The 23,657-nt window shown below is 47.7% G+C and carries 24 protein-coding genes; 3 read left to right on the top strand and 21 right to left on the bottom strand.

Annotated elements, in window-relative coordinates; translation table 11 throughout:
- Window positions 1–15: 15 nt before the first annotated feature.
- The 18 genes from J7I83_RS15350 to hprK all read right to left on the bottom strand — a co-directional run bounded on the left by J7I83_RS15350 (window position 16) and on the right by hprK (window position 15,591).
- A complete protein-coding gene (locus J7I83_RS15350; protein WP_215102131.1) occupies window positions 16–1,011 on the bottom strand; it encodes a gluconeogenesis factor YvcK family protein in 996 nt (331 codons plus the stop codon).
- Between the two features lie 4 nt (window positions 1,012–1,015).
- Window positions 1,016–1,897 carry an RNase adapter RapZ gene (rapZ, locus tag J7I83_RS15345; RefSeq protein ID WP_215102129.1) on the bottom strand — a complete coding sequence of 294 codons (882 nt, stop codon included), beginning with the start codon at window positions 1,895–1,897 and terminating at the stop codon, window positions 1,016–1,018.
- Complete coding sequence (locus tag J7I83_RS15340) at window positions 1,890–2,375, bottom strand: NUDIX domain-containing protein (RefSeq protein WP_215102126.1); 486 nt, start codon at window positions 2,373–2,375, stop codon at window positions 1,890–1,892. Before J7I83_RS15340 ends, rapZ begins: the two co-directional genes overlap by 8 nt.
- Before the next feature lie 205 nt (window positions 2,376–2,580).
- A complete protein-coding gene (trxB, locus tag J7I83_RS15335) occupies window positions 2,581–3,543 on the bottom strand; it encodes a thioredoxin-disulfide reductase (RefSeq protein ID WP_215102124.1) in 963 nt (320 codons plus the stop codon).
- 69 nt (window positions 3,544–3,612) lie between these two features.
- Window positions 3,613–5,136, bottom strand: coding sequence for a tetratricopeptide repeat protein (locus tag J7I83_RS15330; RefSeq protein ID WP_215102123.1), 1,524 nt, complete (start codon window positions 5,134–5,136; stop codon window positions 3,613–3,615).
- 85 nt (window positions 5,137–5,221) lie between these two features.
- On the bottom strand, window positions 5,222–5,845 hold the full coding sequence (hisIE, locus tag J7I83_RS15325) for a bifunctional phosphoribosyl-AMP cyclohydrolase/phosphoribosyl-ATP diphosphatase HisIE (RefSeq protein ID WP_215102121.1): 624 nt from the start codon (window positions 5,843–5,845) through the stop codon (window positions 5,222–5,224).
- Entirely contained in the window at window positions 5,842–6,594 is a 753-nt protein-coding gene (gene hisF, locus J7I83_RS15320) for an imidazole glycerol phosphate synthase subunit HisF (protein WP_215102119.1), read from the bottom strand. Before hisF ends, hisIE begins: the two co-directional genes overlap by 4 nt.
- On the bottom strand, window positions 6,588–7,316 hold the full coding sequence (hisA, locus tag J7I83_RS15315) for a 1-(5-phosphoribosyl)-5-[(5-phosphoribosylamino)methylideneamino]imidazole-4-carboxamide isomerase (RefSeq protein WP_215102117.1): 729 nt from the start codon (window positions 7,314–7,316) through the stop codon (window positions 6,588–6,590). Before hisA ends, hisF begins: the two co-directional genes overlap by 7 nt.
- Window positions 7,309–7,938, bottom strand: a complete 630-nt coding sequence (gene hisH / locus J7I83_RS15310; protein WP_215102115.1) for an imidazole glycerol phosphate synthase subunit HisH — start codon at window positions 7,936–7,938, stop codon at window positions 7,309–7,311. Before hisH ends, hisA begins: the two co-directional genes overlap by 8 nt.
- Entirely contained in the window at window positions 7,935–8,522 is a 588-nt protein-coding gene (gene hisB, locus J7I83_RS15305; RefSeq protein WP_215102114.1) for an imidazoleglycerol-phosphate dehydratase HisB, read from the bottom strand. The genes hisH and hisB overlap by 4 nt, the downstream gene beginning before the upstream one ends.
- Window positions 8,519–9,802 carry a histidinol dehydrogenase gene (gene hisD, locus J7I83_RS15300; RefSeq protein WP_215102113.1) on the bottom strand — a complete coding sequence of 428 codons (1,284 nt, stop codon included), beginning with the start codon at window positions 9,800–9,802 and terminating at the stop codon, window positions 8,519–8,521. Before hisD ends, hisB begins: the two co-directional genes overlap by 4 nt.
- A complete protein-coding gene (gene hisG / locus J7I83_RS15295; protein ID WP_215102112.1) occupies window positions 9,799–10,425 on the bottom strand; it encodes an ATP phosphoribosyltransferase in 627 nt (208 codons plus the stop codon). Before hisG ends, hisD begins: the two co-directional genes overlap by 4 nt.
- On the bottom strand, window positions 10,425–11,582 hold the full coding sequence (locus J7I83_RS15290) for an ATP phosphoribosyltransferase regulatory subunit (RefSeq protein ID WP_215102111.1): 1,158 nt from the start codon (window positions 11,580–11,582) through the stop codon (window positions 10,425–10,427). The genes hisG and J7I83_RS15290 overlap by 1 nt, the downstream gene beginning before the upstream one ends.
- 131 nt (window positions 11,583–11,713) lie before the next feature.
- A complete protein-coding gene (locus tag J7I83_RS15285) occupies window positions 11,714–12,226 on the bottom strand; it encodes an acyltransferase (RefSeq protein WP_215102110.1) in 513 nt (170 codons plus the stop codon).
- Window positions 12,223–12,879, bottom strand: coding sequence for a pyrophosphatase PpaX (gene ppaX / locus J7I83_RS15280; protein ID WP_215102108.1), 657 nt, complete (start codon window positions 12,877–12,879; stop codon window positions 12,223–12,225). Before ppaX ends, J7I83_RS15285 begins: the two co-directional genes overlap by 4 nt.
- Window positions 12,876–13,811, bottom strand: a complete 936-nt coding sequence (locus J7I83_RS15275; RefSeq protein WP_215102106.1) for a nucleoside recognition domain-containing protein — start codon at window positions 13,809–13,811, stop codon at window positions 12,876–12,878. Before J7I83_RS15275 ends, ppaX begins: the two co-directional genes overlap by 4 nt.
- A 19-nt stretch (window positions 13,812–13,830) precedes the next feature.
- Window positions 13,831–14,643 carry a prolipoprotein diacylglyceryl transferase gene (gene lgt, locus J7I83_RS15270; RefSeq protein ID WP_215102104.1) on the bottom strand — a complete coding sequence of 271 codons (813 nt, stop codon included), beginning with the start codon at window positions 14,641–14,643 and terminating at the stop codon, window positions 13,831–13,833.
- A gap of 21 nt (window positions 14,644–14,664) precedes the next feature.
- Entirely contained in the window at window positions 14,665–15,591 is a 927-nt protein-coding gene (gene hprK, locus J7I83_RS15265; RefSeq protein WP_215102102.1) for an HPr(Ser) kinase/phosphatase, read from the bottom strand.
- A 167-nt stretch (window positions 15,592–15,758) separates the two neighbouring features.
- On the opposite strand from hprK, the gene J7I83_RS15260 reads away from it, so the two are divergent.
- The 3 genes from J7I83_RS15260 (at window position 15,759) to J7I83_RS15250 (ending at window position 18,823) form a co-directional block, all read left to right on the top strand.
- Window positions 15,759–16,307, top strand: a complete 549-nt coding sequence (locus J7I83_RS15260) for an N-acetylmuramoyl-L-alanine amidase family protein (protein ID WP_215102101.1) — start codon at window positions 15,759–15,761, stop codon at window positions 16,305–16,307.
- Window positions 16,308–16,419: 112 nt separating this feature from the next.
- Window positions 16,420–18,366 (top strand): GTP-binding protein, encoded by a 1,947-nt coding sequence (locus J7I83_RS15255; protein WP_215102099.1) that lies wholly within the window; start codon window positions 16,420–16,422, stop codon window positions 18,364–18,366.
- A gap of 31 nt (window positions 18,367–18,397) precedes the next feature.
- Window positions 18,398–18,823 carry a DUF1801 domain-containing protein gene (locus J7I83_RS15250; RefSeq protein WP_215102098.1) on the top strand — a complete coding sequence of 142 codons (426 nt, stop codon included), beginning with the start codon at window positions 18,398–18,400 and terminating at the stop codon, window positions 18,821–18,823.
- A 115-nt stretch (window positions 18,824–18,938) separates the two neighbouring features.
- On the opposite strand, the gene J7I83_RS15245 is transcribed toward J7I83_RS15250, so the two are convergent.
- The 3 genes from J7I83_RS15245 to uvrA all read right to left on the bottom strand — a co-directional run bounded on the left by J7I83_RS15245 (window position 18,939) and on the right by uvrA (window position 23,655).
- On the bottom strand, window positions 18,939–19,385 hold the full coding sequence (locus J7I83_RS15245; protein WP_215102097.1) for a potassium channel family protein: 447 nt from the start codon (window positions 19,383–19,385) through the stop codon (window positions 18,939–18,941).
- Between the two features lie 114 nt (window positions 19,386–19,499).
- A complete protein-coding gene (locus J7I83_RS15240) occupies window positions 19,500–20,672 on the bottom strand; it encodes a DUF4097 family beta strand repeat-containing protein (RefSeq protein WP_215102096.1) in 1,173 nt (390 codons plus the stop codon).
- 100 nt (window positions 20,673–20,772) lie between these two features.
- The gene (uvrA, locus tag J7I83_RS15235) at window positions 20,773–23,655 is read right to left on the bottom strand and encodes an excinuclease ABC subunit UvrA (protein WP_215102095.1); all 2,883 of its coding nucleotides are present in this window, start codon (window positions 23,653–23,655) and stop codon (window positions 20,773–20,775) included.
- Between the last annotated feature and the right edge of the window lie 2 nt (window positions 23,656–23,657).

Raw genomic sequence — 23,657 nt, 5'->3', positions numbered from 1 at the left:
CCTCCTTTCAAAGCACTAAAAATAAAGCTGCTTCGAATCTTCGCTGGCACGGCCCCCAGCATATTCAAATAACCATTCTGCCACTTTCAGCGGCTCATGTCGGACAATTTCCCCAAAAATATTGGCAATGTCTTTTCTATACACTTCAAGACCCATCTGCTTTAGTCGCTCTTCGTCGTATTCGACCGGCGATGCCATCTCTTTTTTGTAGCGTTCGGCTACAATCGGCGGCATCTGGACTCTATCAAGAAGAATCGCATCGAGAAAATTTTCGCCGACATGGTCGTAAATCGCCTGAACATGGTCAGAGGCAGTGTATTTATAAGTTTCGCCCGCTTGCGTCATCAAATTGCAGATGTAGATTTTCTTGGCTTTGGCAGCAAGCACCGCTTTTTTTATGTCTTTCACTAACAGGTTTGGTAAAATGCTGGTATATAGCGAACCCGGTCCGACTACGATAACGTCCGCATTTTCAATCGCTGCTATGGTAGCGGGTAGGGTTTTGACGTCATGAGGCTCTATGAAAACCCGTTTGATCGGCTGGAGATAGGCAGGGATTTTGGACTCACCCTTGATGATGGTGCCATCTTCTAATTCGGCATTCAGCGTTACGATTTGATTGGCCGCAGGCAGCACTGTTCCATTGACACTTAATACCCGGCTCATTTCACGGACCGCATGGGAAAAATCCCCTGTAATGTCCGTCAAAGCGGCAAGCATTAAATTGCCCAGGGAATGGCCATCAAGATCTAAGGATTGCTTAAAACGGTATTGGAACATTTCAGCAACTAAAGGTTCCGTATCCGATAATGCTGCGAGGACATTTCGGATATCTCCAGGAGGAGGAATATCCAAGTCATTTCTTAAGCGGCCTGAACTTCCTCCATCGTCTGCGACGGTTACGATGGCCGTCAAATCCAGCGGATATAGCTTCAATCCACGCAATAGTGTAGAAAGTCCTGTGCCTCCGCCTAAAATAACGACGCGTTTCCGGTGCTGGTTGTGTTCCATGCACTCATTCCTTTCTTATTTTGACATCCCTGTGCGTAACAATGACTTTATTGTTTTCAGTCAGAAGCTTGCCGTAGTATTCAGCTAAGGTCACTGAACGGTGTTGGCCACCGGTGCAGCCGAAAGCGATAACAAGCTGCGCTTTCCCTTCATTTTTATACTGCGGGATCATGAATTGCAGCAGATCTGTCAATTTCTCGAGAAGGGTCTGTGTTTCCTGCCATTTCAGGACGTAGCTTGACACCCGCTCATCAAGGCCTGACAACGGATTTAACTCTTCGATATAATAGGGATTTGGCAAAAAGCGCACATCGAACACCAAATCGGCGTCGATCGGCATACCATGTTTAAATCCGAAAGACATGACATTCACCGTAAAGACATTGCTGGTCTTTGTTGAAAAATCGGTGGTAATTCGCTCTTTCAACTGGCGCGGCGTCATTTCGGACGTATTGTAGAAGTACTTTGCTCTTCCTTGAAGGTCGCTTAGCATATCACGTTCTTTTTTAATGCCGCCCAATACCAATCCGCCGGGCGACAAAGGATGTGATCTTCGCGTTTCTTTGTATCGGCTCACCAATGTCTGGTTTTCCGCATCGAGAAATAAAACGGTGATGGAGACGTTCGGTTCCTGTGACAAATCGTCGATTGCGTCTACGAGGCTGTCAAAAAAGTCTCCGCCGCGCAAATCCATAACTGCCGCTACCCGCTTCATCGATTTCCCTGAGTCTCTCATCAATTTGATAAAAGTAGGCAGCAGTGCAGGGGGTAAATTATCGATTGTGAAAAACCCCAGATCTTCAAAGCTTTGGATTGCCACGGTTTTTCCTGCACCCGACATGCCTGTGATGATGATTAACTCTGTTTCTTCTTGACGGTTATCCATTCTGATGGTTCACCTCTTCGATTGATGATTGGATGTTCTTTTTGATCAGCTGGAATTCTGGCGTGTAATAGAAAGTACCATATTGGACTCCCTGGTGGTGCGCCGCAAACTGGAGATTGGTACGATCGCCTTCTGCCATCGGCAAAAATGCGAGCTCTTCCACAGGATGCCATTCCAGCAGGCCTTCAGTTGTTTCTTCAAATAATTCACCGGTTAAATTGTTCGCTGCAAATGTAAACAGCATCCATTCGTCCACAATTTGTTCTTGCTCCTGGATCATCATCGTATAGACGCCTTTTAAATGCGTGCCAATTGGCATTGCGTTCGTCTCTTCTTTGAATTCACGGACTGCCGCTTCGAAAATCGACTCCCCGGCTTCCATTTTGCCGCCCGGTGCTACGTACCAATCACGCCGCGGCTTCTTCAGTAATAAGACTTGTCTATCTTTAATAACTAATAAATTTGCGATTCGCTGCACATTCGACACTCCGCATCTATTGTAAACTTACTCCATTATACATCTATCCTGGTGTGTCATGCAAAAAAATGCAAAAAAAGAGGCCGCCTTTCGAGTTGCTCGAAAAACGGCCCATCAAAACTTCTTTATAAAAAGGGGTTCAATTTACTCTTCTTACTATAGCCCCTATTCATGACAAGCACGTTACAGAACGATTAAGAAACAATTAAGCTTGTGTTTTCATGCTGATTTTCTCGATCAGCTCTTCGATATAATGCTGTGCCGCCTGCGCTGCGATGCTGCCATCGCCTGTTGCTGTAACGACTTGGCGCAATGTTTTTTCACGAACATCGCCTGCTGCATAAATGCCAGGCACATTGGTCTCCATCTTCTCGTTGGTGACAATATAGCCCTGATCGTTCAAGATGCCTAACTTAGTAAATGGCTTCGTCAACGGCAACATGCCGATGTAGATAAAGACACCGTCTGCTTTGAATTCTCTTTCTGTATCATCGTCAGTGGATACCAAAGTAACACTTCCGACTTTGCCATTGCCATCGTCGTGGATTTCTTTGACGGTATGGCTCCAGATAAAGTCGATTTTGTCGTTGGCAAATGCACGGTCCTGAAGGATTTTTTGGGCACGAAGCTCGTCACGTCTGTGGACAATTGTTACCTTGTCTGCAAAACGGGTCAAGTAGACTCCTTCTTCAACTGCCGAATCTCCCCCACCGACAACAACCAATTCTTTCTGTTTAAAGAAAGCTCCATCACACACGGCGCAATAGCTGACGCCGCGGCCGCCCAGTTCATTTTCACCGGGTACGCCCATTTTTTTGTATTCAGCACCGGTTGTCACGATGATGGCACGCGTTTTGTATTCCTTCGACCCGGCTTTGATGGTCTTGAATTCTTCGCCGTCGGTAATTTCAGTTACGTCGCCATATGCATACTCAGCACCGAATTTTTTTGCATGTTCAAACATTTTCGTTGAAAGGTCCGGCCCTAGAATGTGATCAAAGCCTGGATAATTTTCGATTTCTTCTGTATTGGCCATTTGGCCGCCCGGAATGCCGCGTTCCAACATTAAGGTCGTCAAATTCGCACGGGAAGTATAAACAGCGGCAGTCATGCCTGCTGGTCCTGCTCCAATAATAACTACATCATAAATTGTATTCGTTTCAGTCATAATCATAGGCCTCCTATTTCTCAGTAGCTAAATCGTATAAGATTCCGGCAAAAGCTTCAACTTTTATGCCTATGAATCCATATCCGCCAAGTAGGCGGTCATTTCCTTTACATACTTTGTCAAGGTAGCGACCGATACACCAAAGTTGTCCGCCAGCTCTTTTTTTGTCACTTTTTCATTTTTGGCGGATTTGACCATGTAGTCGGCAGCTGAAGCTAACGCGGCCGGATTCTTGAACGGATAATTCCGGCTGAAGGCCTCTTCGACCAGCAGGAACCACAGCTGGAAAACTTCAGCCTGCTGCTGGGTCACCATTCCGTGTCGGGCATAAAGATGCTCTGCAGCTTCCATAGCCCGCATGAACGCCTGCTCGGCAGGAATTTCCTTTTTAAACGGATGGCCAAGAGCATATCCCAACACAAAGGTTTCCAAAACAGAAGGCTGATCGGATGCCAGCCAATTCGGATGCGAGATGATCTCCTGCTTATGTGCAGATTTGCCAAGCAAAAACAAACCGAATATCCGTTCACTTTTTTTCACGTGATCTAATTTTTTCACCAGATAATCGCGGTCATGCTCGAGCGCATCTGCATGCGGCATAGCCGAATGGTCGTTCCATGGCTCATAGCCGTCTTTGCCGGGATCCATCTTTTTCAACTGGTCCCAGGCTTGGCGGGACGCTTCTTCATAACCTGAGTGATAAGCGGCATGCGACAGCCAGAAATAGAAAGCCGGATCTCCATCAAAGCCCCGTTTCTGAAGGCTTTTCAGCCAGCGGTAGGCTTCCTTGTATTTGCCGACCAGTGCAAACGTCGCACCCAATTTATAGCGATGCTCAAAGACATAGGGCTGGATCTTTTTCAGCAGCTCCAGAACATCGTCCAGTTCCGGGTTTTTTTCATAATAATGAAAGACCGCCAAATTGCAGAGCGCGTGGAGGTTGCCGGTATTTTTCCGCAACACATCATGCAGCAGAGCTTTTGCCATTTCCGCTTCACCGATATAAAAGTAAGCCAAAGCGAGGTTGTTATAGGCACCCCAGAAATCCGGCTTTTCTTCGACCAGCTTTTCCAGCTTTTCGATGGCTCCGGCAAAATCCCCCTGCTCCATCATCCGGCGCGCCTTTTCCTGACGATAATAGTATTCGCTGTCCTGCGCTTCTCCGTCGTCATCAAAAAGTTGCCAATCTTCCTGTTCCGCAAAATCAACGATTTCCATCGCTTCTGCCGCATATTTACCCTGCGTTTCATAGACCAGATATTTTTTGGCATATTTTCGCGCATCCCAAAACAAGCCCATGTGTGCATGGACTTCGGCGAGGAAAAACAAGATATCAGGTTCTTTCGAATCCAATTCATGTGCCGAGTGCAGCATATCCATTGCCTGCTCGAACTCCTGCATTTCCATCAGCACAATGCCGTATTGCGTCAGGATGAGTGGGTCTTTCGGGCTCAACTCTGAAGCACGTCGCAAATATTTATGTGCTCTCGGATAATTTTCGCGCTGAAGCTCTTTCAGCGCTTTTCTGTAATAAAATTCCCCTGTCGGAATAAAAGACAGCACGTTCTTGTAGTTTATTTTTTTATTCTCCAAAATATGCCTCCGAAAAAGTAAAAGGAACGATTAAAATCGTCCCTATACTCAAATGTGCTGTAATTATAGCATATTCCCCTATTATTTACTTGTCGTTTTTTGTAGCGTGGCGCTCTTTTAATACGTTGACCACTTGGCTGAAGTCTACTTTTTGTTCCTGCAGGAGCACCAATGTATGATAGAACAAATCGGCTGTTTCCATAGCCAATTCCTCAGCATCCCGATTTTTCGCTGCAATGATGACTTCAGAAGCTTCTTCGCCTACTTTTTTGCAAATTTTGTCTACCCCTTCTTCAAACAGGTAAGTCGTGTACGCTCCTTCAGGCATTTCTTCTTCGCGTGTTTTGATCAATGAAGTCAATTGCGCAAACATATCTGCTGGAGAATCATTGCGTTCGCCGTGAATGGTCTCAAAGAAACAGCTGTCCTTGCCGGTATGGCAAGCCGGTCCGTTTGGAACTACTTCATAGATGAGTGAATCGCCGTCGCAGTCCAGACGTACAGCTACCACTTTTTGGGTGTTGCCGCTGGTTGCACCTTTGTTCCATAGTTCGCTGCGGCTTCGTGAATACAGCCACGTCTCATTGGTGTCCATCGTTTTTTGAACTGCTTCTTCATTGGCATAAGCCAAAGTCAGTACTTCTTTTGTTTCGGCATTCTGGATAATGACAGGAATCAGCCCGTCTTGGTCATATTGTATTGTTGTCATCGGACATTCACTCCTTCTTTCCGCAAATACTCTTTTACTTCAGCTACGCTGGTTTCTTTGTAATGGAAAATAGATGCGGCCAAAGCGGCATCAGCATCCACCGTTTTAAAAACTTCGCTGAAATGCTCTTTGTTTCCTGCTCCGCCGCTGGCAATGACCGGCACTTCTACCGCTTCACGCACAGCTTGCGTCAATTCCAGATCAAAGCCGTCTTTTGAGCCATCTTTGTCCATGCTCGTCAACAACAGTTCACCGGCTCCAAGCTCAACGCTCTTTTTCGCCCATTCAATGGCATTCCACTCGGTCTTATTGCGGCCGCCATGCGTATAGACGTCCCAGCTGTCGCCATTCCTTTTGGCGTCAATAGCCACGACGATGCACTGGGAACCGAAAAAGTCCGCTCCTTCTTTGATCAGTTCCGGACGATCGAGAGCCGCCGTATTCAGCGACACTTTATCGGCGCCGGCACGCAGCATGCGTTTCATATCATCCAGACTCCGGATTCCGCCTCCTACTGTAAAGGGAATCGAAAGCTCCGTCGCGACGATTTTGACCACTTCGACCATGGTTTCCTTGCCTTCATGAGAAGCTGAGATGTCCAAAAACACCAATTCGTCCGCTCCTTGCTTGTCGTAGAAACGAGCCAGTTCAACAGGATCTCCCGCATCACGCAGCGAAACGAAGCTGACGCCTTTGACGACGCGACCTTCTTTGACATCCAAACACGGGATGATGCGTTTTGTCAGCATGACAAGGCCTCCTCCAGTGTAAAGCGTTTTTCGTACAGGGCTTTCCCTATGATAACACCTGCAATATTGCTGTGGATAGAAGCCAGTTTGACATTCCGGACGTCTTCTAGTGAACCGATGCCGCCGGAGACGATAACTTGCGCGTCTTCAGAATCAGCCAATGCTTTGTTGGCTTCGATATTTGGCCCTGCTAACGTGCCATCAGTTGCGATATCCGTGTAGATAAAATGCTTGCCGCCTTTAGCAGCAAAATAATTTGCCACTTCGGTCGCCGCCTGTCCGGATGTTTCGATCCAGCCTTCTGTTGCAGCCATGCCGTTTTTGGCATCGATGCCGATGACGATCCGGTCGGCGCCGAATTCCTCAATAAATGACACCGCAAGTTCCGGATTGCGGATAGCAAGGCTGCCGATAATGACGCGTTCAATGCCATTCGATAAATAATGCTCGATGTCTTCGCGTGTCCGGATACCTCCGCCTACCTGTACCTTGGCACCGAGCTTTGCAGCTTCGATGACAACTTGGTCGTTGATCCGGACGCCGTCTTTCGCGCCGTCCAAATCGACCATGTGTATCCACTGTGCACCGGCTTCGACGAATTTTTTCGCCATTTCGACCGGTGAATCACCATAGATGGTTTCCTGGGCGTAATCCCCCTGGAAAAGACGCACGCATTTGCCGTTCCGCAAATCGATGGCGGGAAAAATTTGAAACTCAGTCATTTAGATTCCTCCTGACATTTGCAATCCACTGCTCTAATAAATAATGGCCGAAATCGCCTGATTTTTCCGGATGAAATTGCATTCCTGTAATCAGCCCGTTGCCGACCACTCCTGGAACGTCGTGATTTCCGTAGCTTGCTGTCGCCCAGACTTCCTGTTCTTTTGTATTGACCGCCAAAAAGGAATGGACAAAATAGACATGGGTATCGCTCAATACCTCATCCAACCAGTAAGGTACACGCGAAAATTCAAGCCGGTTCCAGCCCATATGCGGGATCCGGTGCGTACCTTTTTCAAATCGGCGGATTTGTCCTACCAATAAGCCCAGCCCTTTGGTCGGTTTTACTTCCGAGCTGTCTTCATACAATAACTGCATGCCGAGGCAAATCCCCAGTAGCGGAATGTTTTTCTCCGGCAGCGATTGGATAAATTCAGAAAGGCCTTTTTGGTTCAGCAATTCCATCGCATCCGGGAAAGCACCGACGCCCGGAAGAAGAATCCCTTCCGCTTCAAGCAGGACAGCCGGATCGTCCGATATGATGACCGTACACTCCAGTTTCTTCAAGGCCTGCTCGACACTGAACAAATTGCCCATGCCATAATCAATGATGCCGATGATCATGTCAACAGCCCCTTTGTCGATGGCACTCCTTTAACGCGCGGATCAATGCTCGTCGCTTCATCAAGTGCCCGTGCCAATGCCTTGAACACCGCTTCGATAATATGATGTGTATTTTTCCCGTAATGAACGATGACGTGGACATTCATGCGAGATTCGAGCGCAAATTTCCATAGAAATTCATGGACCAGCTCTGTATCGAATGTGCCCACTTTTTCGTTCGGAAGTTCGCAGCGGAATTCCAGATGCGGCCGGTTCGAACAGTCGATGACCACTTGTGCCAGCGCATCGTCCATCGGCACAAATGCATTGCCGTAACGGCGGATGCCTTTTTTATCACCAAGTGCCTCTTTAACTGCCTGGCCCAGCACGATGCCGATGTCTTCTGTTGTGTGGTGATCGTCGATATGGGTATCGCCATCTGCTTTGATATCGCCGTCAAACAAGCCATGCTTGATGAACAAATCGAGCATATGGTCCATGAACGGAACGCCGGTATCGATTGCCGATTTGCCTTCTCCATCCAATGAGAAATTGATGGCTACTTTGGTTTCATTGGTGTTTCGTTTAATTTCAGCTTGTCTCATTGTTCATTCCCCTTTTCCCACGATCGCGACTCGACTGCACGCGCATGGCCTTCCAAGCCTTCAAGACGCGCCAGACGGGCGATTTTTTCTTTATTGTTGTTCCAGGCCTGTTCGCTGTAGCGGACAATGCTGGTTCGCTTAACAAAATCATAGACAGATAATGCACTTGAAAAACGTGCCGTGCTGTTGGTGGGCAGGACGTGATTGGTTCCCGCAAAATAATCGCCGATCGGTTCGGACGAATAGCGCCCGATAAAGATAGCACCGGCATGGCGGATTTTGTCCGCTACCGCTTCTGCATCTTCCGTCATGATCTCCAAATGCTCCGGAGCCAATTGGTTGGCAGCTTCGATCAGTTGTTCCATCGTATCTCCCAAATAAATCATGCCGTGGTCTGCAATCGCCAGGCTGGCAATGGCCTGACGCGGTAAAGCTGTTAGTTGCCGTTCCACTTCTTTGGAAACCGCGTCCGCCAAGTCTTCGCTGGTCGTCAATAACACCGCACTGGCCATCGGATCGTGTTCTGCCTGTGATAACAAATCCGCCGCCACTTCATCGGCATAGGCGGAATCATCGGCAATGATGGCAATTTCGCTTGGTCCGGCAATCATGTCGATCGCGACATCGCCATTCACTTCCCGTTTCGCTAAAGCCACAAAAATATTGCCGGGGCCGGTAATTTTATCGACCGGCGCGATGGACCCCGTACCATATGCTAAAGCCGCAATGGCTTGGGCCCCGCCCGATTTATAGACTTCTGTGATGCCCAGAATATGGGCCGCTGCCAGTACGCCATCCGACAAGGTGCCATCTTTTCCCGGAGGCGAGATCAGCACAATGCGCAAAACGCCTGCGACCTGAGCCGGAATAACGTTCATCAGCACAGAAGACGGATAAGCAGCTGTCCCGCCTGGCACATACAGTCCAGCGGATTCGATGGCCGTGACACGCTGGGCCACATACGAGCCGTCTACGTTGTCCTGCCGGTAGCCCTGCTGCTGCTGGCTTTCGTGGTAGCTGCGGATGTTCGTTGCCGCTTCCGTCAAATCCTCCAGCAATTGGCGGTCAAAGCGATCAACCGCCTGTGCAATTTCTTCCTTCGTTACACGCAGCGAAGACAGTTTTGCGCCGTCCCATTTTTCTGCATACCGGAACATCGCTTCATCTCCATTGTCCCGTACGTCCTGGATGATGCCTTTCACAGCCTCGACCTGCTGGCCGGTGCCTTCGGCAATCGTTCTTCTGATGGAGATTCCTGCTGATAAACGAGTCACTTTCATACGCTCGCCTGCTTTCTTAACTTTTCCACAAGTTCCGTAATGCGTTTCTGCTTTAAACGGTAGCTGACCGGATTGGCAATCAAGCGCGACGTGATGTCGACGATTTTTTCGTATTCGACCAATCCATTTTCCTTCAAGGTTTTGCCGGTGGAGACGATATCCACAATACGGTCGGCCAGACCGATCATCGGCGCCAATTCAATCGAACCGTTCAATTCGATGATTTCGACCTGCTCGCCTTTGCCTCTGTAATATTGCGACGCCACTTTTGGATATTTGGTCGCTACACGCGGCGTTACTTCATTCATCGGTGTGTCCGGCATACCGGCCGTCGCGATATAGCAGCGGCTGATGCCAAGGTCCAATAGTTCATAGACATCCCGGTCGTGCTCGAGCATGACGTCTTTACCGGCGATGCCGATATCCGCTACTCCATGTTCCACATATGCAGGAACATCCATGGGTTTGGACAGAATAAAGCGGATATTCTCATTTGGCGCTTCGACGATCAACTTCCGTGAGTCGTCCAATTCTTTCGGCAAGTCATAACCAGCCTTTACCAATAATTCATAGGCTTCTTCAAATATTCGGCCCTTGGGCATTGCAATCGTTAATGCATCCATCAGTTGGCACCTTCCAATCGTAGGACATTGCTGAACAGTCCGCTGAATTTATCAACCGCCAAAACGGCTGGCGCAAATTGCAGCGTGACACGGGCACCCTGCTCGCGAAGCTCTTGTGCTTGATCAAACGCCCGGTCTTCATTTTGTTCATCAAACAAGATCAAGGTATGATCTTCCTCTTCCGGAACAGCGGAAATGATTTCCAGCAGCCGGTCAACGCGCAGTCCGAAGCCTGTTGCACCGACCTGCAGCCCGAATTGCTTCATCAGGCCGTCATAACGTCCCCCATTGCCCAGCGGAAAGCCGTTGCCTGCTCCGTATACTTCAAACACCAAGCCGGTGTAATAGGTCATGTGGCTGTTAAATGATAAATCGTAAGTTACCGAGTCGGCCAGGCCGCTGCGATCCAATATTTTCTTCAGTTTTTTCATATCTTCGAATAAAGAATTTTGTTTGGCGTTGTGAGGGTCGATCCACTGCTGCCATTCTTCCACAGTGGATGTTGACATCAACCCGATAAACGATTCCCAACGCGATGGTTCTATTGGCAATTGCTTTGCCAGGCTTTCAAAGCCGACACTGTTTTTCGAGACGAAAGTGCTATGCACTTTCTCGATTTGCTCCTGATCCAAACCGAAATCTTTCAGGATCAGCTGCAGCAATTGTGTGTGGCCGATCACAAAGCGGCTGGATTTGATATCCAGGTTCTTCAAGACGTTCCATGCCAGAATGATGACTTCTGCATCGGCATATAAAGAATCATCGCCGATCAGTTCGACGCCCATCTGCTCAAATTCAGCTGGACGGCCGCCTTCACGCTTTTGGGCGCGGAAAACGTTCGAATAATAGCCAAGCCGTACCGGCATCTTTTCTTTTAATAGCTTGGATGCAGCGATACGGGCAATCGGTGAAGTCATATCGGGACGCAAAACCAAAGTTTCTCCTTGGCTGTCCAATAATTTGAACAAGGCATTATCTGCGATTGCCGAGATTTTTCCGATCGTTTCGTAGTACTCCAAAGTTGGCGTCTGCAGCAGGTCATAGCCTGCCTGTTGGATAATGGACGTTCCATTTGCGCGGAGCTCCGCTTTCTTTTTCGCAATGAATGGAAAATCATCTCTCATGCCTAACGGTTTTTCGAACATTTGAATGGTCATTTATAAAACTCCCTAATATTGGTTATTTTACTTTAGTCTGCTAATGCGGTGAAGTAATTATTATTTTAGCGCATTTTTCCATCCATCGTCAAGGGATATACTCGAAAAAATCCTGAAAGCATAGGATGCTTTCAGGATTTTGCTTGGCGCTCCGCCATTTGTTCAGCTGTATAGATGATGCTCATCGGATTTCCGCCGACAAAAGCTCCAGCTGGCACATCTTTATGGACGAGCGTGGCAGCGGAAACAATGGCACCGTTTCCGATGGTGATGCCGGGCAAAATCGTGGTGTTTGCTCCGATCATGACGCGGTCTCCGATGACCACATCGCCGAGCCGGTATTCATCTATTAAATATTCATGTGCAAGAATGGTCGTATTATAGCCGATTACAGAATTTTTTCCGACCGTGATCTTTTCCGGAAACATGACGTCCGGCATGACCATCAACGCAAAAGAGGAATGCTCTCCGATTTTCATGTTAAGGAAAGTTTTGTACATCCAGTTTTTCATCGGTAAAAACGGTGTATACCTGGCTGTCTGAATCACCAAAAAGTTTTTGGTGACCTTCCAGAATGGTACGGTTTTGTATATATGCCAAAGCGAATTGGGACCTTCCACAAAATGGCGTTGTGTGTTTCTCATTTCACAGCCTCTTTAGTCAGTTCCAACAAATCACTGATGTGCTGAAGCATATAGTCAGGATTAAAGCCGGCCAGGAAGGCTTCGCCTTTTGCAGTCCAGGCAACACCAGCCGTCCGGACCCCCGCATTTTTTCCGCCTTCGATGTCATGCGAATTGTCGCCGATCATCAAAGCCTCATCATGGGAAGCACCTAATTGCTCTAATGCCAGATGCAAAGGCTCTGGGTGCGGTTTTGGATTGCTGACATGATCCAGGCCGACCAGCACATCAAAAATATCGCTGACGCCCATAAAGTTCAGGCCGTGGCGGATCGTTTCGCTTCTTTTGGTCGATACGATCGCCATCTTCAAGCCCTGTGCTTTCAGTAGCCGCAGCGTTTCCGCCACGCCATCGTATTCTTCAACCAGTTCATCGTGCATCGTCCGGTTGAGGGTGCGATATTGAACTGTCAGTTCTTCAACACGCTCCGGATCGATGGCTGTAAATGTCTGCTCCAGCGATGGACCAATAAAATGCAGCACTTCACTCCGATCATAACGTCCCGGGTAATGCTCGTCCAAAACGAACAAAAAAGTCTGGATGATCAATTCATTGGTATCCAGCAGGGTACCATCAAAATCGAATAGTAGGGTATTGATTTGTTTTACCGTCATGTAGAAACCACTTCCTTCTGTTTTTCTTCTGCTCTACGCCACATATAAGAAACAAAGATGGTCAGCAGGACTGCCGTGACGACACGGATCGCCAGCAAAGGCCATATCGGGATGCCCAGCGGAATGAAAATCAGTGTATCTTCTACGATGGCATGGCAGGCGACAAGGAAAATGAATACCAACGTCGCATCTTTTTTGCTGACGCCATCTTCCTGAACTGCCTGGATCATAACACCCGCTCCCATCGCCAGGCCGAAAACCAATCCCGAAGCAAGTGTCAAAGACGCATTTTTTTCTACACCCAATAAGCGTGTCAAAGGTCCCAGCAGATTCGATATCTTTTGCAGGTATTGTTTGTCTTTCAGAATTTGGATCATGATCATCAATGGAATAACGATCATCGCCAATTGCAGGACGCCGAACGAAGCTTTTTCAAGCCCAATCAGCAAAATCCCCAACCAGCTTTCAGGTGCAGCAGCCGCTTCAGGCGCGAAGCCGTATTGTGCCACTTCCCCCCCGCCTTTCCACAGCAGATTGATGATGATCGCCGACAGTCCAGCAAGGCCGAAGCGGACAACCAGAACCACCCATAGCTTGACGCCCACCTTCAATGCTACGCCGGTTTCGATAAAAATATTATGTGAAAAAGACAGCATGACGGCCAGAATAAAAACTTCCTTGACAGTCAATTCCAGCGATAGGATACCGGCAATTCCGGCATAGAGATTCAGCGCGTTGCCGAGGACCAGCGGAATGGCGGCATCGCCGCTTAAGCCGAACAAGCCCATGATCGGTGCCACCAAATCGATGATAAAAGGCAGAACCGGTGTGTATTGAAGCATTGTGACGAGCAGGGTAATGGGAAAAATGATTTTCCCCAATGACCAGGTCGTTTTCAGCCCCGCTTTCAATCCATTTCTTAACGTCGACATCTGATCGCTCTTTTCTTGGTTATTTGTCTTTATAGTGCGGCGGGTTTTTGATTGCCACGCGGCGGTAAACAATAAATACCACGCCGATGACAATGGCAATCACCGACACCAGCTGTGCGGCCCGAAGATCACCGACCACATAAAGGCTGTCTGTCCGCATGCCTTCGATAAAAAAGCGGCCAACCGAATACCAGATCATATAGAAGAAAAACATTTCGCCGCGCACCAGATTGACCCTCCGGAGCAGCAGCAGAATGATGATGCCCACGAGGCTCCACATGGATTCATAAAGGAAAGTCGGATGGTAGTAAGCTCCATCTATGTACATATGATTGATGATCCAATCAGGAATAAACAGATTTTCCAGGAAGGTACGGGATACTTCTCCGCCATGTGCTTCCTGGTTGATGAAATTGCCCCATCGGCCAATCGCTTGGCCGATCAGGATGCTCGGTGCCAGGATATCCGCCACTTTCAAAAAAGGCGTATTGCGTTTTTTGGTGAACAGATACGCAACAATCACAGATGCAATCAAGGCGCCATGTATCGCGATGCCGCCGTTCCAGATAGCAATAATTTCGCCGGGATTGTCTTTGTAACTTTCCCACTCAAACGCGACATAATAAATGCGGGCACCGACAATCGCCAGCGGCACCGCCCAAATCAGCAGATCTGTTAAATATTCGGGATGCAGTCCCCGTTTGACCATCTCACGCTGCCCCACCAAAAAGGCAATAACAATGCCTGCAGCGATGATGACACCGTACCACTGGACCGAAATCGGGCCGAGTGAAAAAGCGGTCGGGTCTATTGAAGCCAATATTGAAAACATGTTGTGCACCTTCCCATTCGCTTAGTTTGTATCTTGTGCTATGACATCATCCAGACGCTTTGAAAACTCTTCAGCGGCATTGACACCCATTCGTTTCAAGCGATAATTCATCGCCGCGACTTCGATGATAACGGACAAGTTCCGTCCAGGACGAACAGGAATTGTCAGTTTCGTCAAGTGCGTATCGATGATTTTCATCTTCTCTTCTTCCAGTCCAAGGCGGTCATAAGTTTTATCCGGATCCCATAGTTCCAGATCGATGACCAGGGAAATCCGCTTGAACGTACGAACTGCACTGGCACCAAACAAAGTCATGATATCAATGATGCCAACTCCGCGAATCTCGAGCAAATGCTCGATCAGCTTCGGTGGATGGCCAACCAATGTATTTTCCCCTTCCTGATGGATTTCTACGCAATCATCAGCTACCAGGCGATGGCCTTTTTTGACAAGTTCCAATGCCGTCTCGCTTTTACCGACGCCGCTTTTTCCTGTCAGCAGGACACCTACACCATAGATATCCACCAGCACACCATGGATAGCCGTCGTGGGCGCCAATTGGCTTTCCAGGAAATTCGTCAGCAAACTGGAAAAGCGAGTAGTTGACATCGGTGTGGTCATAACCGGCACATGACGGTTACTTGAAGCGATGACCAATTCTTCCGGAACCGGAACACCGTGCGACACGATGATGGCCGGCGTATCGTCGGTGCATAGTTTCATCATGCGGTCCAGCCGTTCTTTCGGCGATAGCATCGCAAAAAAAGAAAGCTCGGTTTTGCCGAGCAGTTGCACACGGTTTGCTGGATAATGGGTAAAATATCCGGCCATTTCCAAACCGGGTCTTGAAATATCACTGATGGGAATATGACGGCCGATGCCTTCTTCTCCACTGATCAAATCCAGCTCGAACGTTTCCATCACTTGTTTCGTCGTTACTTGTCCCATATGTTCCCCCTCATTCCTTATCCACACATTATTTCGAATTTTCATCGAAGTTGTACTTTTCGTATGCGGTTTGCTTTTATTTTAACATGTAAAAATTAAATTTGAAGATTTTTGTCCCCTTTGTCGGTCTCTTCCACTATATAGACCACAAAAGGAGGTTTTTCATAATGAAGATAATGATCGATGCCGGACATGGTCCAGACACGCCTGGAAAGCGCTCGCCCGATGGCAGGCTGCGAGAATTCCATTTTAATTCGGCCGTTGCCGAAGAGGTCAAAAAGCGTTTGGTGCTGGAAGGCCACACTGTTTTTTTCGCCCATCAAAACGATCTGGACGTTCCATTGCACGAGCGGACAGCACTTGCAAATCGTTTGAAGGTGGATCTGTTCGTTTCCATTCATGCAAATGCCTTTGGCCACACTTTCAACATGGCCAATGGTCTGGAAACCTTCACTTACAGCCGGCCACAGCCAGCAACCAAAGAACTTGCAGTCTTAGTCCAACGCTCCCTGTTGCTGGTGACAGGCCGGAAAGATCGTGGAGTCAAACATGGTGACTTTGCTGTTCTTCGCGATACGCATATGCCGGCCATCCTAGTGGAATGTGGTTTTATGACACATAAACAGGAGATGGAACTGCTCAAATCTGCCGCTTACCGGAAACGCTGCGCACTTGGCATTTGTTTCGGCATCGCTTGTTACGACGCCAGCCGTTGATTACGTTCTAGTTGAACACATGATACCTGAACGCGAAAGCCACACCGGCTTTCGCGTTTTTCTCTATTGTTAAAACCAACTTCTGCTAAACTGGAGATAAAGAGGTGACCACATGAACAAAACCATCGGAATTCTTGCGCATGTCGATGCCGGCAAGACCACATTCTCAGAACAATTGCTGTACCATACAAAAAGTATCCGCCAGCGTGGACGGGTTGATCACCAAAGCGCGTTCCTCGACAGCCACACCATCGAAAAAAGTCGCGGCATTACGATTTTCGCTGACCAAGCTAACTTTTCATTTAACGAATCCACTTATTTTCTCATTGATACCCCCGGGCACGTCGATTTTTCTCCTGAAATGGAGCGCTCGATCCAAGTGATGGATTATGCCATCATCATCGTCAGCGCAGTCGATGGCATCGAAGGACATACCGAAACCGTGTGGCAGCTTCTTCGGAAACACAAAGTGCCGGTCTTTTTCTTCATCAATAAAACCGATCGTGAAGGGGCTGACCCCGATCAGGTCCTGAAGGAAATCCGCTTGAATTTTTCCAGGGATGCCTGTGACATCAAGAGCTCTTTTCAAAACGGGAACATGAGCGAAGAGCTGATTGAATTTATTGCCGAACGGGATGAGGACTTGCTGACACAGTATTTGGAGCCCGGTTATGATGAGGCACTTTGGTTGGAGGCTTTTCGGAACATGATTGCGGACGCCCAAGTTTTCCCCTGCGCCAGCGGCTCTGCCCTACAGGACACCGGCATACTGGAATTTCTTACGCAACTCGATCAATTGACGGTCAGCTCCTACGCTGACCACGAAGATTTCGGAGCACAAATCTACAAAATCCGCCACGATGAAAACGGCAATCGGATTTGCTTCCTGAAAGCGTTCAGCGGAACGCTGCGGGTTCGCGACAAACTGAGGTATGGCCCGAATCATCTTGAAGAAAAAGTCACACAGATTCGCGTTTACAATGGCCATAAATTCCACACTGCCGAACAAGCACGGGCAGGTGAATTGTTCGCCATCGCCGGATTAACGGAAGCAGCAATTGGCGATGCCGTTGGCGCTCGGCAGGAAAGCACCGGATTTAATGTGATGCCGACTTTAAAATCGACTGTCCTTTTTGATCTTTCCACCCATGCAAAAGAAGTGCTGGCCAGTTTCAAGACTCTCGGTGCTGAAGACCCTTCTCTGTCTGTCTATTGGGATGAATATTTTCAACAAATCCAAATTCAGGTTATGGGTGCCATTCAATTGGAAGTCCTGGAGCAGGTGGTTTTTGAACGGTTCGGCCATGCCATTCAGTTTGGCGAGCCGGAAATTCTATACAAGGAAACCATTGGCTCGCCTGTCATGGGCTACGGCCATTTCGAACCGCTTCGGCATTACGCGGAAGTTCACCTGAAAATCATTCCGGGTGAACGCGGCAGCGGCTTTCAGGTAGATAACAACTGCCATGCCGATGCGTTATCTGTCGGCCATCAAAACCTTATCCTCCATCACCTGACAGAGCGCGACCATCACGGCTTATTGACCGGCTCCCCCTTGACCGATGTCAAAGTGATGTTAGTGACCGGCCGCGGACACAATCAACACACCTCAGGCGGCGACTTTCGGGAAGCCACTTTCCGCGCACTTCGCCAAGGGCTGGAACAGGCACAAAACCGGCTACTTGAACCGTTTTACCGCTTCAAGATCAAAGTCGACCTCGAACAGATGGGCAAGGTGCTGTCCGACATTCAGCAGGCCTACGGAAGCTTTGAAGCGCCTGAAACAAAAGATGGGAAAACGACGATTGAAGGCCGTGTGCCGGTTGCCACATTCATGAATTACGGTTCAGAACTCGCTGCCTGCACCCATGGCAAGGGAGCACTGAGCCTGCTCTTCGATGGCTATGATCTCTGTCATCATGAAGAAAAAGTGATTGCCCGGATTGGCTATGTCAAAACCGCAGATCCTCTCTATACATCCACTTCCATTTTCTGTGCCAAAGGCCAGGGCTATAAAGTGCCATGGGATAGAGCAGAAAAAGCGATGCATTGTTTGTAGGAATCCATCTAAAGGAAAAGAGGGATTGGCCATGCACGAACACAAAACAAAAGAAACCGATGCTGATGTCATTCGATTTATCGAATCGGTAGATAATCCCAAAAAACGGCAGGATGCCTATATATTACTGAGGCTATTCGAGCAAACCAGCAGCTTTCCGGCAACAATGTGGGGATCTGGCATTATCGGCTTCGGCTCCTATCACTATGCATACAAAACGGGCCATGAAGGCGATGCACCGCTTGTCGGTTTTTCTCCCCGCAAAGCGAAAATCAGCCTGTACTTTGCAACCGGAGACGATGCACGCGGACCATTGCTCGAGAAATTCGGCAAGCACACCAGTGGAAAGGCCTGCGTCTACATCAATAAAACCGAAGACGTTGACCTCGACGTTCTGCAGCAACTGATCAGGCAATCCATTGATTTTCTGCAGGAATTGTATCCAGATAAAAAATGAAAAAAATCCGGACAGCCTTTGATGGCTGTCCGGATTTTTTTGTTTTTCTACAGCTATACGTAACTCGTAGGGGACACATCTTTATTGACCATTCTTCCACTCCTGGCCCCTCTAATTATTCTTCGCCTTTTTTATCGCTTCGATTTCCTTGTCCTTCTTTTTCATGGCTGCCCATTTCATTGAATGCTTTCACAAAATAGGCAGATGGCAACAACAACCCCAATGCCGCTTGAACGACAGCAAAAAAGCGGGCAGAGCCCATCGGTACCATATCGCCATAACCGATGGATAGCATCGTCACTCCACTAAAGTATAAATAATCCCAAAAATCGTTACCCGCTCTTCTGCCTGTTTCATCATTGAGTCTTAAAGCATCCATGTTAAAAGACAGTAAGTAATAAATTACAGCAAAGCCAAAAGTGACTACCGTCATTATAAGAAATAATTTTGTAAACAGCGAAGTATGGATGTAACTTTCCTTATGTTGTTTATTCGAGAAGAAATAATACAAGTTAATCAGCATCACCAAGATTGTTAATCCAATTAAAATAGTAGCTACCATACCTCAAAACCTTTCTTTTATTCACATAGTAAGTTAAAAATTTTAAAAACACCAACTACGAGGCTTTCATAAGAAAAGCCGGCACAAGATACCTGCGCCGGCTTTGGAATTTTTTTATTCGATTGTTAAATAGCGAAGCAGGACAGAACCTGTTTTGGTTTCGCCATAAACCAATAATGGAGCTGCAGCCGGTTCAGTTCCCTGTTTTGAGAACCTAATCGATTTTTGCATGAATTGTCCTTGCTCATGCGTGCTGTCGATATCGGAAAGCAGAACATCCATCTTGCCAAGATTTGATGAAACTTCGCCTTTCAGCGGCAAATGCGCTGGAATGTAAATTTCTATATTTCCTGCAAGAGTCTTTGTTTCCAACTTGCGTGCTTCTTTGCATCTTGTGGTGGCTACAATATTGCCATTCAAAGACTTGGAAACAATCGTTTGAATATCGCCATCAATATAGATGCGGCCATTCAAGGTTTCGGCTTCCAGCACTTTGCCTTTTGTTTCCTGAACATGAATCGCGCCATTGGCTGTTTCCAGTTCGGCATCGTCAAATTCCACGTGCTTCAAATCGATTTTGCCATTTGCCGTCTTTACTTTGATTAGCGCAGCATCGATGCGTTTCATAGTGAATCCGCCATTGAATAAGCGAGCCGTGATGTGGTCATAGGAAGCCTGAGGCACATAAAGAATGACATTTACTTGGGTCGTCTTGAAATCACTTATGATTCGCAACTTGTGTTCATCAGCGATGAAGACGAACTTATCCAGAAATTCTTCTTTTGCCTGTGCCGGCGATTCCGAACGATAGGCCTTCACGCTGCATTCTGCGCGAAGCAAGCCATCTTGCGATGGGAAGATTTCCAATTGCCCATTGGCAATATCCGCAATAATGGTATTCAAGTCTGTCATTTCATCAGTAAAGGTATGGCTGAATTGAACTGCTTCACCGAATGGCGAGTCGAAATCCATGGTTTTCAGCTTGTCTACTGAAGAGTGCATAAAGTCCATCATTCGGTTGCCAAAATCGTTGAAATCACGCGATACATTTTTCGAAACGTTTTTCGATACATTTTTCGAAAAATCCTTTGATACTTTTTTCATAATGTCTTCTGGTCTGAAAAAACCGCGTTTGCCTGATTTTTCTTTCTGGTTGTTGCGGCCATAATTCGGTTCATTCGAAGAAGAACTGTTGCCATCTATAGCGCGCAGCAATTCAACTGCTTCCCGCGCTGAAATCGTGCCGTTCTCAACCATGTCTAAAATGCGTTCTTTTTCGCTTTGCATGTGTTTTGGCCTCCTCTTTGCCTGAATGCCGATAAGCAAAAGCTTACCGGAACAAACAGATCTGTTCTTCTAATTGTTACGTTTGGCAGCGTGAAAAGTTTCATTTCACCACTTTTTTCTTCCGGCTGGCTCCTTTGACCGTTGCTTCCATCCGTGCGCGATCCCGTTCAAGAATCGGCTTTAGGTACTTTCCGGTATAGGAATTTTCAACAGCAGCAATTTCTTCCGGAGTGCCTGTCGCCAATATGGTTCCGCCTTTGTCGCCGCCCTCGGGACCTAAATCGATGACATAATCCGCTGTCTTGATGACGTCCAGATTGTGTTCGATGGTCAATACCGTATCGCCATTTTCGACAAGGCGCTGCAGAACGGTCAGCAGCCGGGAGATATCATGGGCATGAAGACCGGTCGTTGGCTCATCCAGAATATAGAAAGACTTGCCGTTTGAACGTTTATGAAGCTCGGATGCCAGTTTGACGCGCTGCGCTTCTCCTCCGGATAAGGTTGTTGCAGGTTGTCCCATGGTGATATAACCGAGTCCCACATCAACAATGGTCTTCAGCTTCCGATTGATCTTTGGAATGTTCTCGAAAAATGAATAGGCGTCTTCCACCGTCATCGCCAGTACATCAGCAATGCTTTTGTTTTTATATTTCACTTCCAGCGTTTCCCGGTTATAGCGTTTGCCATGGCAAATCTCGCAAGGCACGTAAACATCCGGAAGAAAGTGCATTTCTATTTTTATAATACCATCTCCACGGCAAGCTTCACAGCGACCGCCCTTGACATTAAAACTGAAACGGCCTTTTTTGTAGCCGCGGACTTTCGCTTCGTTCGTTGTGGCGTAGACATCCCGGACGTCATCAAAAACGCCGGTATACGTTGCCGGATTTGATCGCGGTGTCCGGCCGATCGGCGACTGATCGATCTCAATGACTTTTTCCAGTTCTTCTGTGCCTTCTATTGAGTCAAAATGGCCAGGCTTCGCTTTGGCGCGGTTCAATCGATGTGCCAATGTCTTGTAAAGGATCTCGTTGATGAGTGTACTTTTTCCTGAGCCCGAAACGCCTGTCACAGCTGTAAATAGGCCAAGTGGAATATCGACATCCACTTTTTTCAAATTATTTTGATTTGCGCCACGGATGGAAATCTTCCGGTCGCTTGGAGTTCTTCGCTGTGCAGGCAATGGAATAAACTTCTTGCCGCTTAAATATTGGCCAGTCAACGACTTTTTATTTTTCATCACCTTGTCAGGTGTCCCTGCTGCAATGATTTCCCCTCCGTGAACGCCTGCTCCCGGTCCGACATCAATTAGATAATCTGCCGCCAGCATCGTATCTTCATCATGCTCGACGACAATAAGTGTATTGCCGATATCCCGCATGCTTTTCAAAGTCTCAATGAGCCGTTCATTATCGCGTTGGTGAAGTCCAATCGATGGTTCATCCAGGATATACAATACGCCGGTCAACCTTGATCCAATTTGGGTCGCCAAACGGATACGCTGTGCTTCCCCTCCGGACAAAGTTCCTGATGCCCGGTTCAAGGTCAGGTAATCCAACCCGACATTGATCAGGAAGCCGACACGTTCCTGAATTTCCCGCAAGATCAATTTGGCGATCTGCATATCTTTTTCAGATAGCTTCAATTGATCAAAAAACTGATTGGCTTCGATGATGGAGAACTCAGCGACCGTACCGATATGCAGGCCATTGACTTTAACAGCCAGCGTTTCCGGTTTCAGGCGATAGCCTTCACAGACCGTACATGGCTGTTCGTCCATATATTTCTCCATTTGTTCGCGGATATAATCAGACGAAGTTTCACGGTAGCGGCGGTCCACATTGGAAAGCACCCCTTCAAAATGAATATGATTGTCGCGAATCTGGCCATAGTCGTTTTCATAGCGGAAACGGATTTTGTCGTTTCCAGAGCCGCGCATAATGACATTGATGTGTTCTTCCGGCAGTTCACTGACGGGTATATCCATGTCGATTTTGTAATGCTGGCAGATTGCTTTTAATAATTGCGGATAGTATTGCGAACTGGTTGGCTGCCACGGAACAATGGCTCCTTTATTGAGCGATACACTCCAATCCGGAATCACCAATTCAGGATCGACTTCCAGCTTCATTCCCAATCCATCGCATTCCGGGCACGCCCCGAAAGGCGAGTTGAACGAGAACATTCTCGGCTCTAATTCTCCGATGGAAAATCCACATATCGGACATGCATGATGTTCACTGAACAGCAGTTCCTCCTGTTCCATTACATCCACTAATACTCGCCCATCCGCTAGCCTTAGAGCTGATTCCAGAGAATCGCTCAGACGTGGCGCAATGCCTTCTTTAATGATGATGCGGTCAATGACCACTTCAATATTATGTTTTTTGTTTTTATCCAGTGTAATGTTATCGTCCAAATCAATTAGTTCTCCATTAACACGGACGCGCACATAACCTTGCTTTCTGATGTCTTCAAGCAGCTTGACGTGAGTGCCTTTGCGGCCCGATACAATGGGGGCCAAAATTTGCATCTTGGTGCGTTCCGGGTACTCCACAATTCGGTCCACCATCTGTTGAATTGTCTGAGATGAAATTTCAATTCCATGATTCGGACAGATCGGCTTGCCGATCCGCGCAAACATCAGGCGCATATAATCATAGATTTCCGTTACTGTCGCCACTGTTGAACGTGGATTTTTACTGGTGGTTTTCTGGTCAATTGAAATAGCTGGCGACAACCCTTCAATCAAATCGACATCGGGCTTGTCCATCTGCCCCAAAAACTGGCGGGCATAGGCAGATAATGATTCTACATATCGCCGCTGCCCTTCTGCATAAATCGTGTCGAATGCCAGGGAGGATTTTCCGGATCCTGACAGCCCGGTCATTACAACAAGCTTGTCACGCGGAATGACAACGTCAATATTCTTTAAATTATGCGCACGTGCGCCCTGTATGCGAATTTCCTGCTTCTTCACTC

Source organism: Planococcus sp. ISL-110, assembly GCF_018613575.1.
Taxonomy (GTDB): domain Bacteria; phylum Bacillota; class Bacilli; order Bacillales_A; family Planococcaceae; genus Planococcus.
Note: the sequence above shows the minus strand (reverse complement) of the source record. Positions and strands in the feature narration are given on the sequence as shown.

Coding starts and splice junctions, on each gene's coding strand:
- hisA (WP_215102117.1), bottom strand. CDS start 7,316: ATGACTGAGTTTCAAATTTTTCCCGCCATCGATTTGCGGAACGGCAAA.
- hisH (WP_215102115.1), bottom strand. CDS start 7,938: ATGATCATCGGCATCATTGATTATGGCATGGGCAATTTGTTCAGTGTC.
- lgt (WP_215102104.1), bottom strand. CDS start 14,643: ATGTTTTCAATATTGGCTTCAATAGACCCGACCGCTTTTTCACTCGGC.
- J7I83_RS15290 (WP_215102111.1), bottom strand. CDS start 11,582: ATGACCATTCAAATGTTCGAAAAACCGTTAGGCATGAGAGATGATTTT.
- hisD (WP_215102113.1), bottom strand. CDS start 9,802: ATGAAAGTGACTCGTTTATCAGCAGGAATCTCCATCAGAAGAACGATT.
- ppaX (WP_215102108.1), bottom strand. CDS start 12,879: ATGACGGTAAAACAAATCAATACCCTACTATTCGATTTTGATGGTACC.
- hisIE (WP_215102121.1), bottom strand. CDS start 5,845: ATGACAACAATACAATATGACCAAGACGGGCTGATTCCTGTCATTATC.
- hisG (WP_215102112.1), bottom strand. CDS start 10,425: ATGGATGCATTAACGATTGCAATGCCCAAGGGCCGAATATTTGAAGAA.
- trxB (WP_215102124.1), bottom strand. CDS start 3,543: ATGACTGAAACGAATACAATTTATGATGTAGTTATTATTGGAGCAGGA.
- J7I83_RS15275 (WP_215102106.1), bottom strand. CDS start 13,811: ATGTCGACGTTAAGAAATGGATTGAAAGCGGGGCTGAAAACGACCTGG.
- J7I83_RS15255 (WP_215102099.1), top strand. CDS start 16,420: ATGAACAAAACCATCGGAATTCTTGCGCATGTCGATGCCGGCAAGACC.
- J7I83_RS15285 (WP_215102110.1), bottom strand. CDS start 12,226: ATGAGAAACACACAACGCCATTTTGTGGAAGGTCCCAATTCGCTTTGG.
- J7I83_RS15240 (WP_215102096.1), bottom strand. CDS start 20,672: ATGCAAAGCGAAAAAGAACGCATTTTAGACATGGTTGAGAACGGCACG.
- hisF (WP_215102119.1), bottom strand. CDS start 6,594: ATGCTGACAAAACGCATCATCCCGTGTTTGGATGTCAAAGAAGGTCGC.
- J7I83_RS15245 (WP_215102097.1), bottom strand. CDS start 19,385: ATGGTAGCTACTATTTTAATTGGATTAACAATCTTGGTGATGCTGATT.
- J7I83_RS15350 (WP_215102131.1), bottom strand. CDS start 1,011: ATGGAACACAACCAGCACCGGAAACGCGTCGTTATTTTAGGCGGAGGC.
- J7I83_RS15260 (WP_215102101.1), top strand. CDS start 15,759: ATGAAGATAATGATCGATGCCGGACATGGTCCAGACACGCCTGGAAAG.
- J7I83_RS15250 (WP_215102098.1), top strand. CDS start 18,398: ATGCACGAACACAAAACAAAAGAAACCGATGCTGATGTCATTCGATTT.
- hprK (WP_215102102.1), bottom strand. CDS start 15,591: ATGGGACAAGTAACGACGAAACAAGTGATGGAAACGTTCGAGCTGGAT.
- rapZ (WP_215102129.1), bottom strand. CDS start 1,897: ATGGATAACCGTCAAGAAGAAACAGAGTTAATCATCATCACAGGCATG.
- hisB (WP_215102114.1), bottom strand. CDS start 8,522: ATGAGACAAGCTGAAATTAAACGAAACACCAATGAAACCAAAGTAGCC.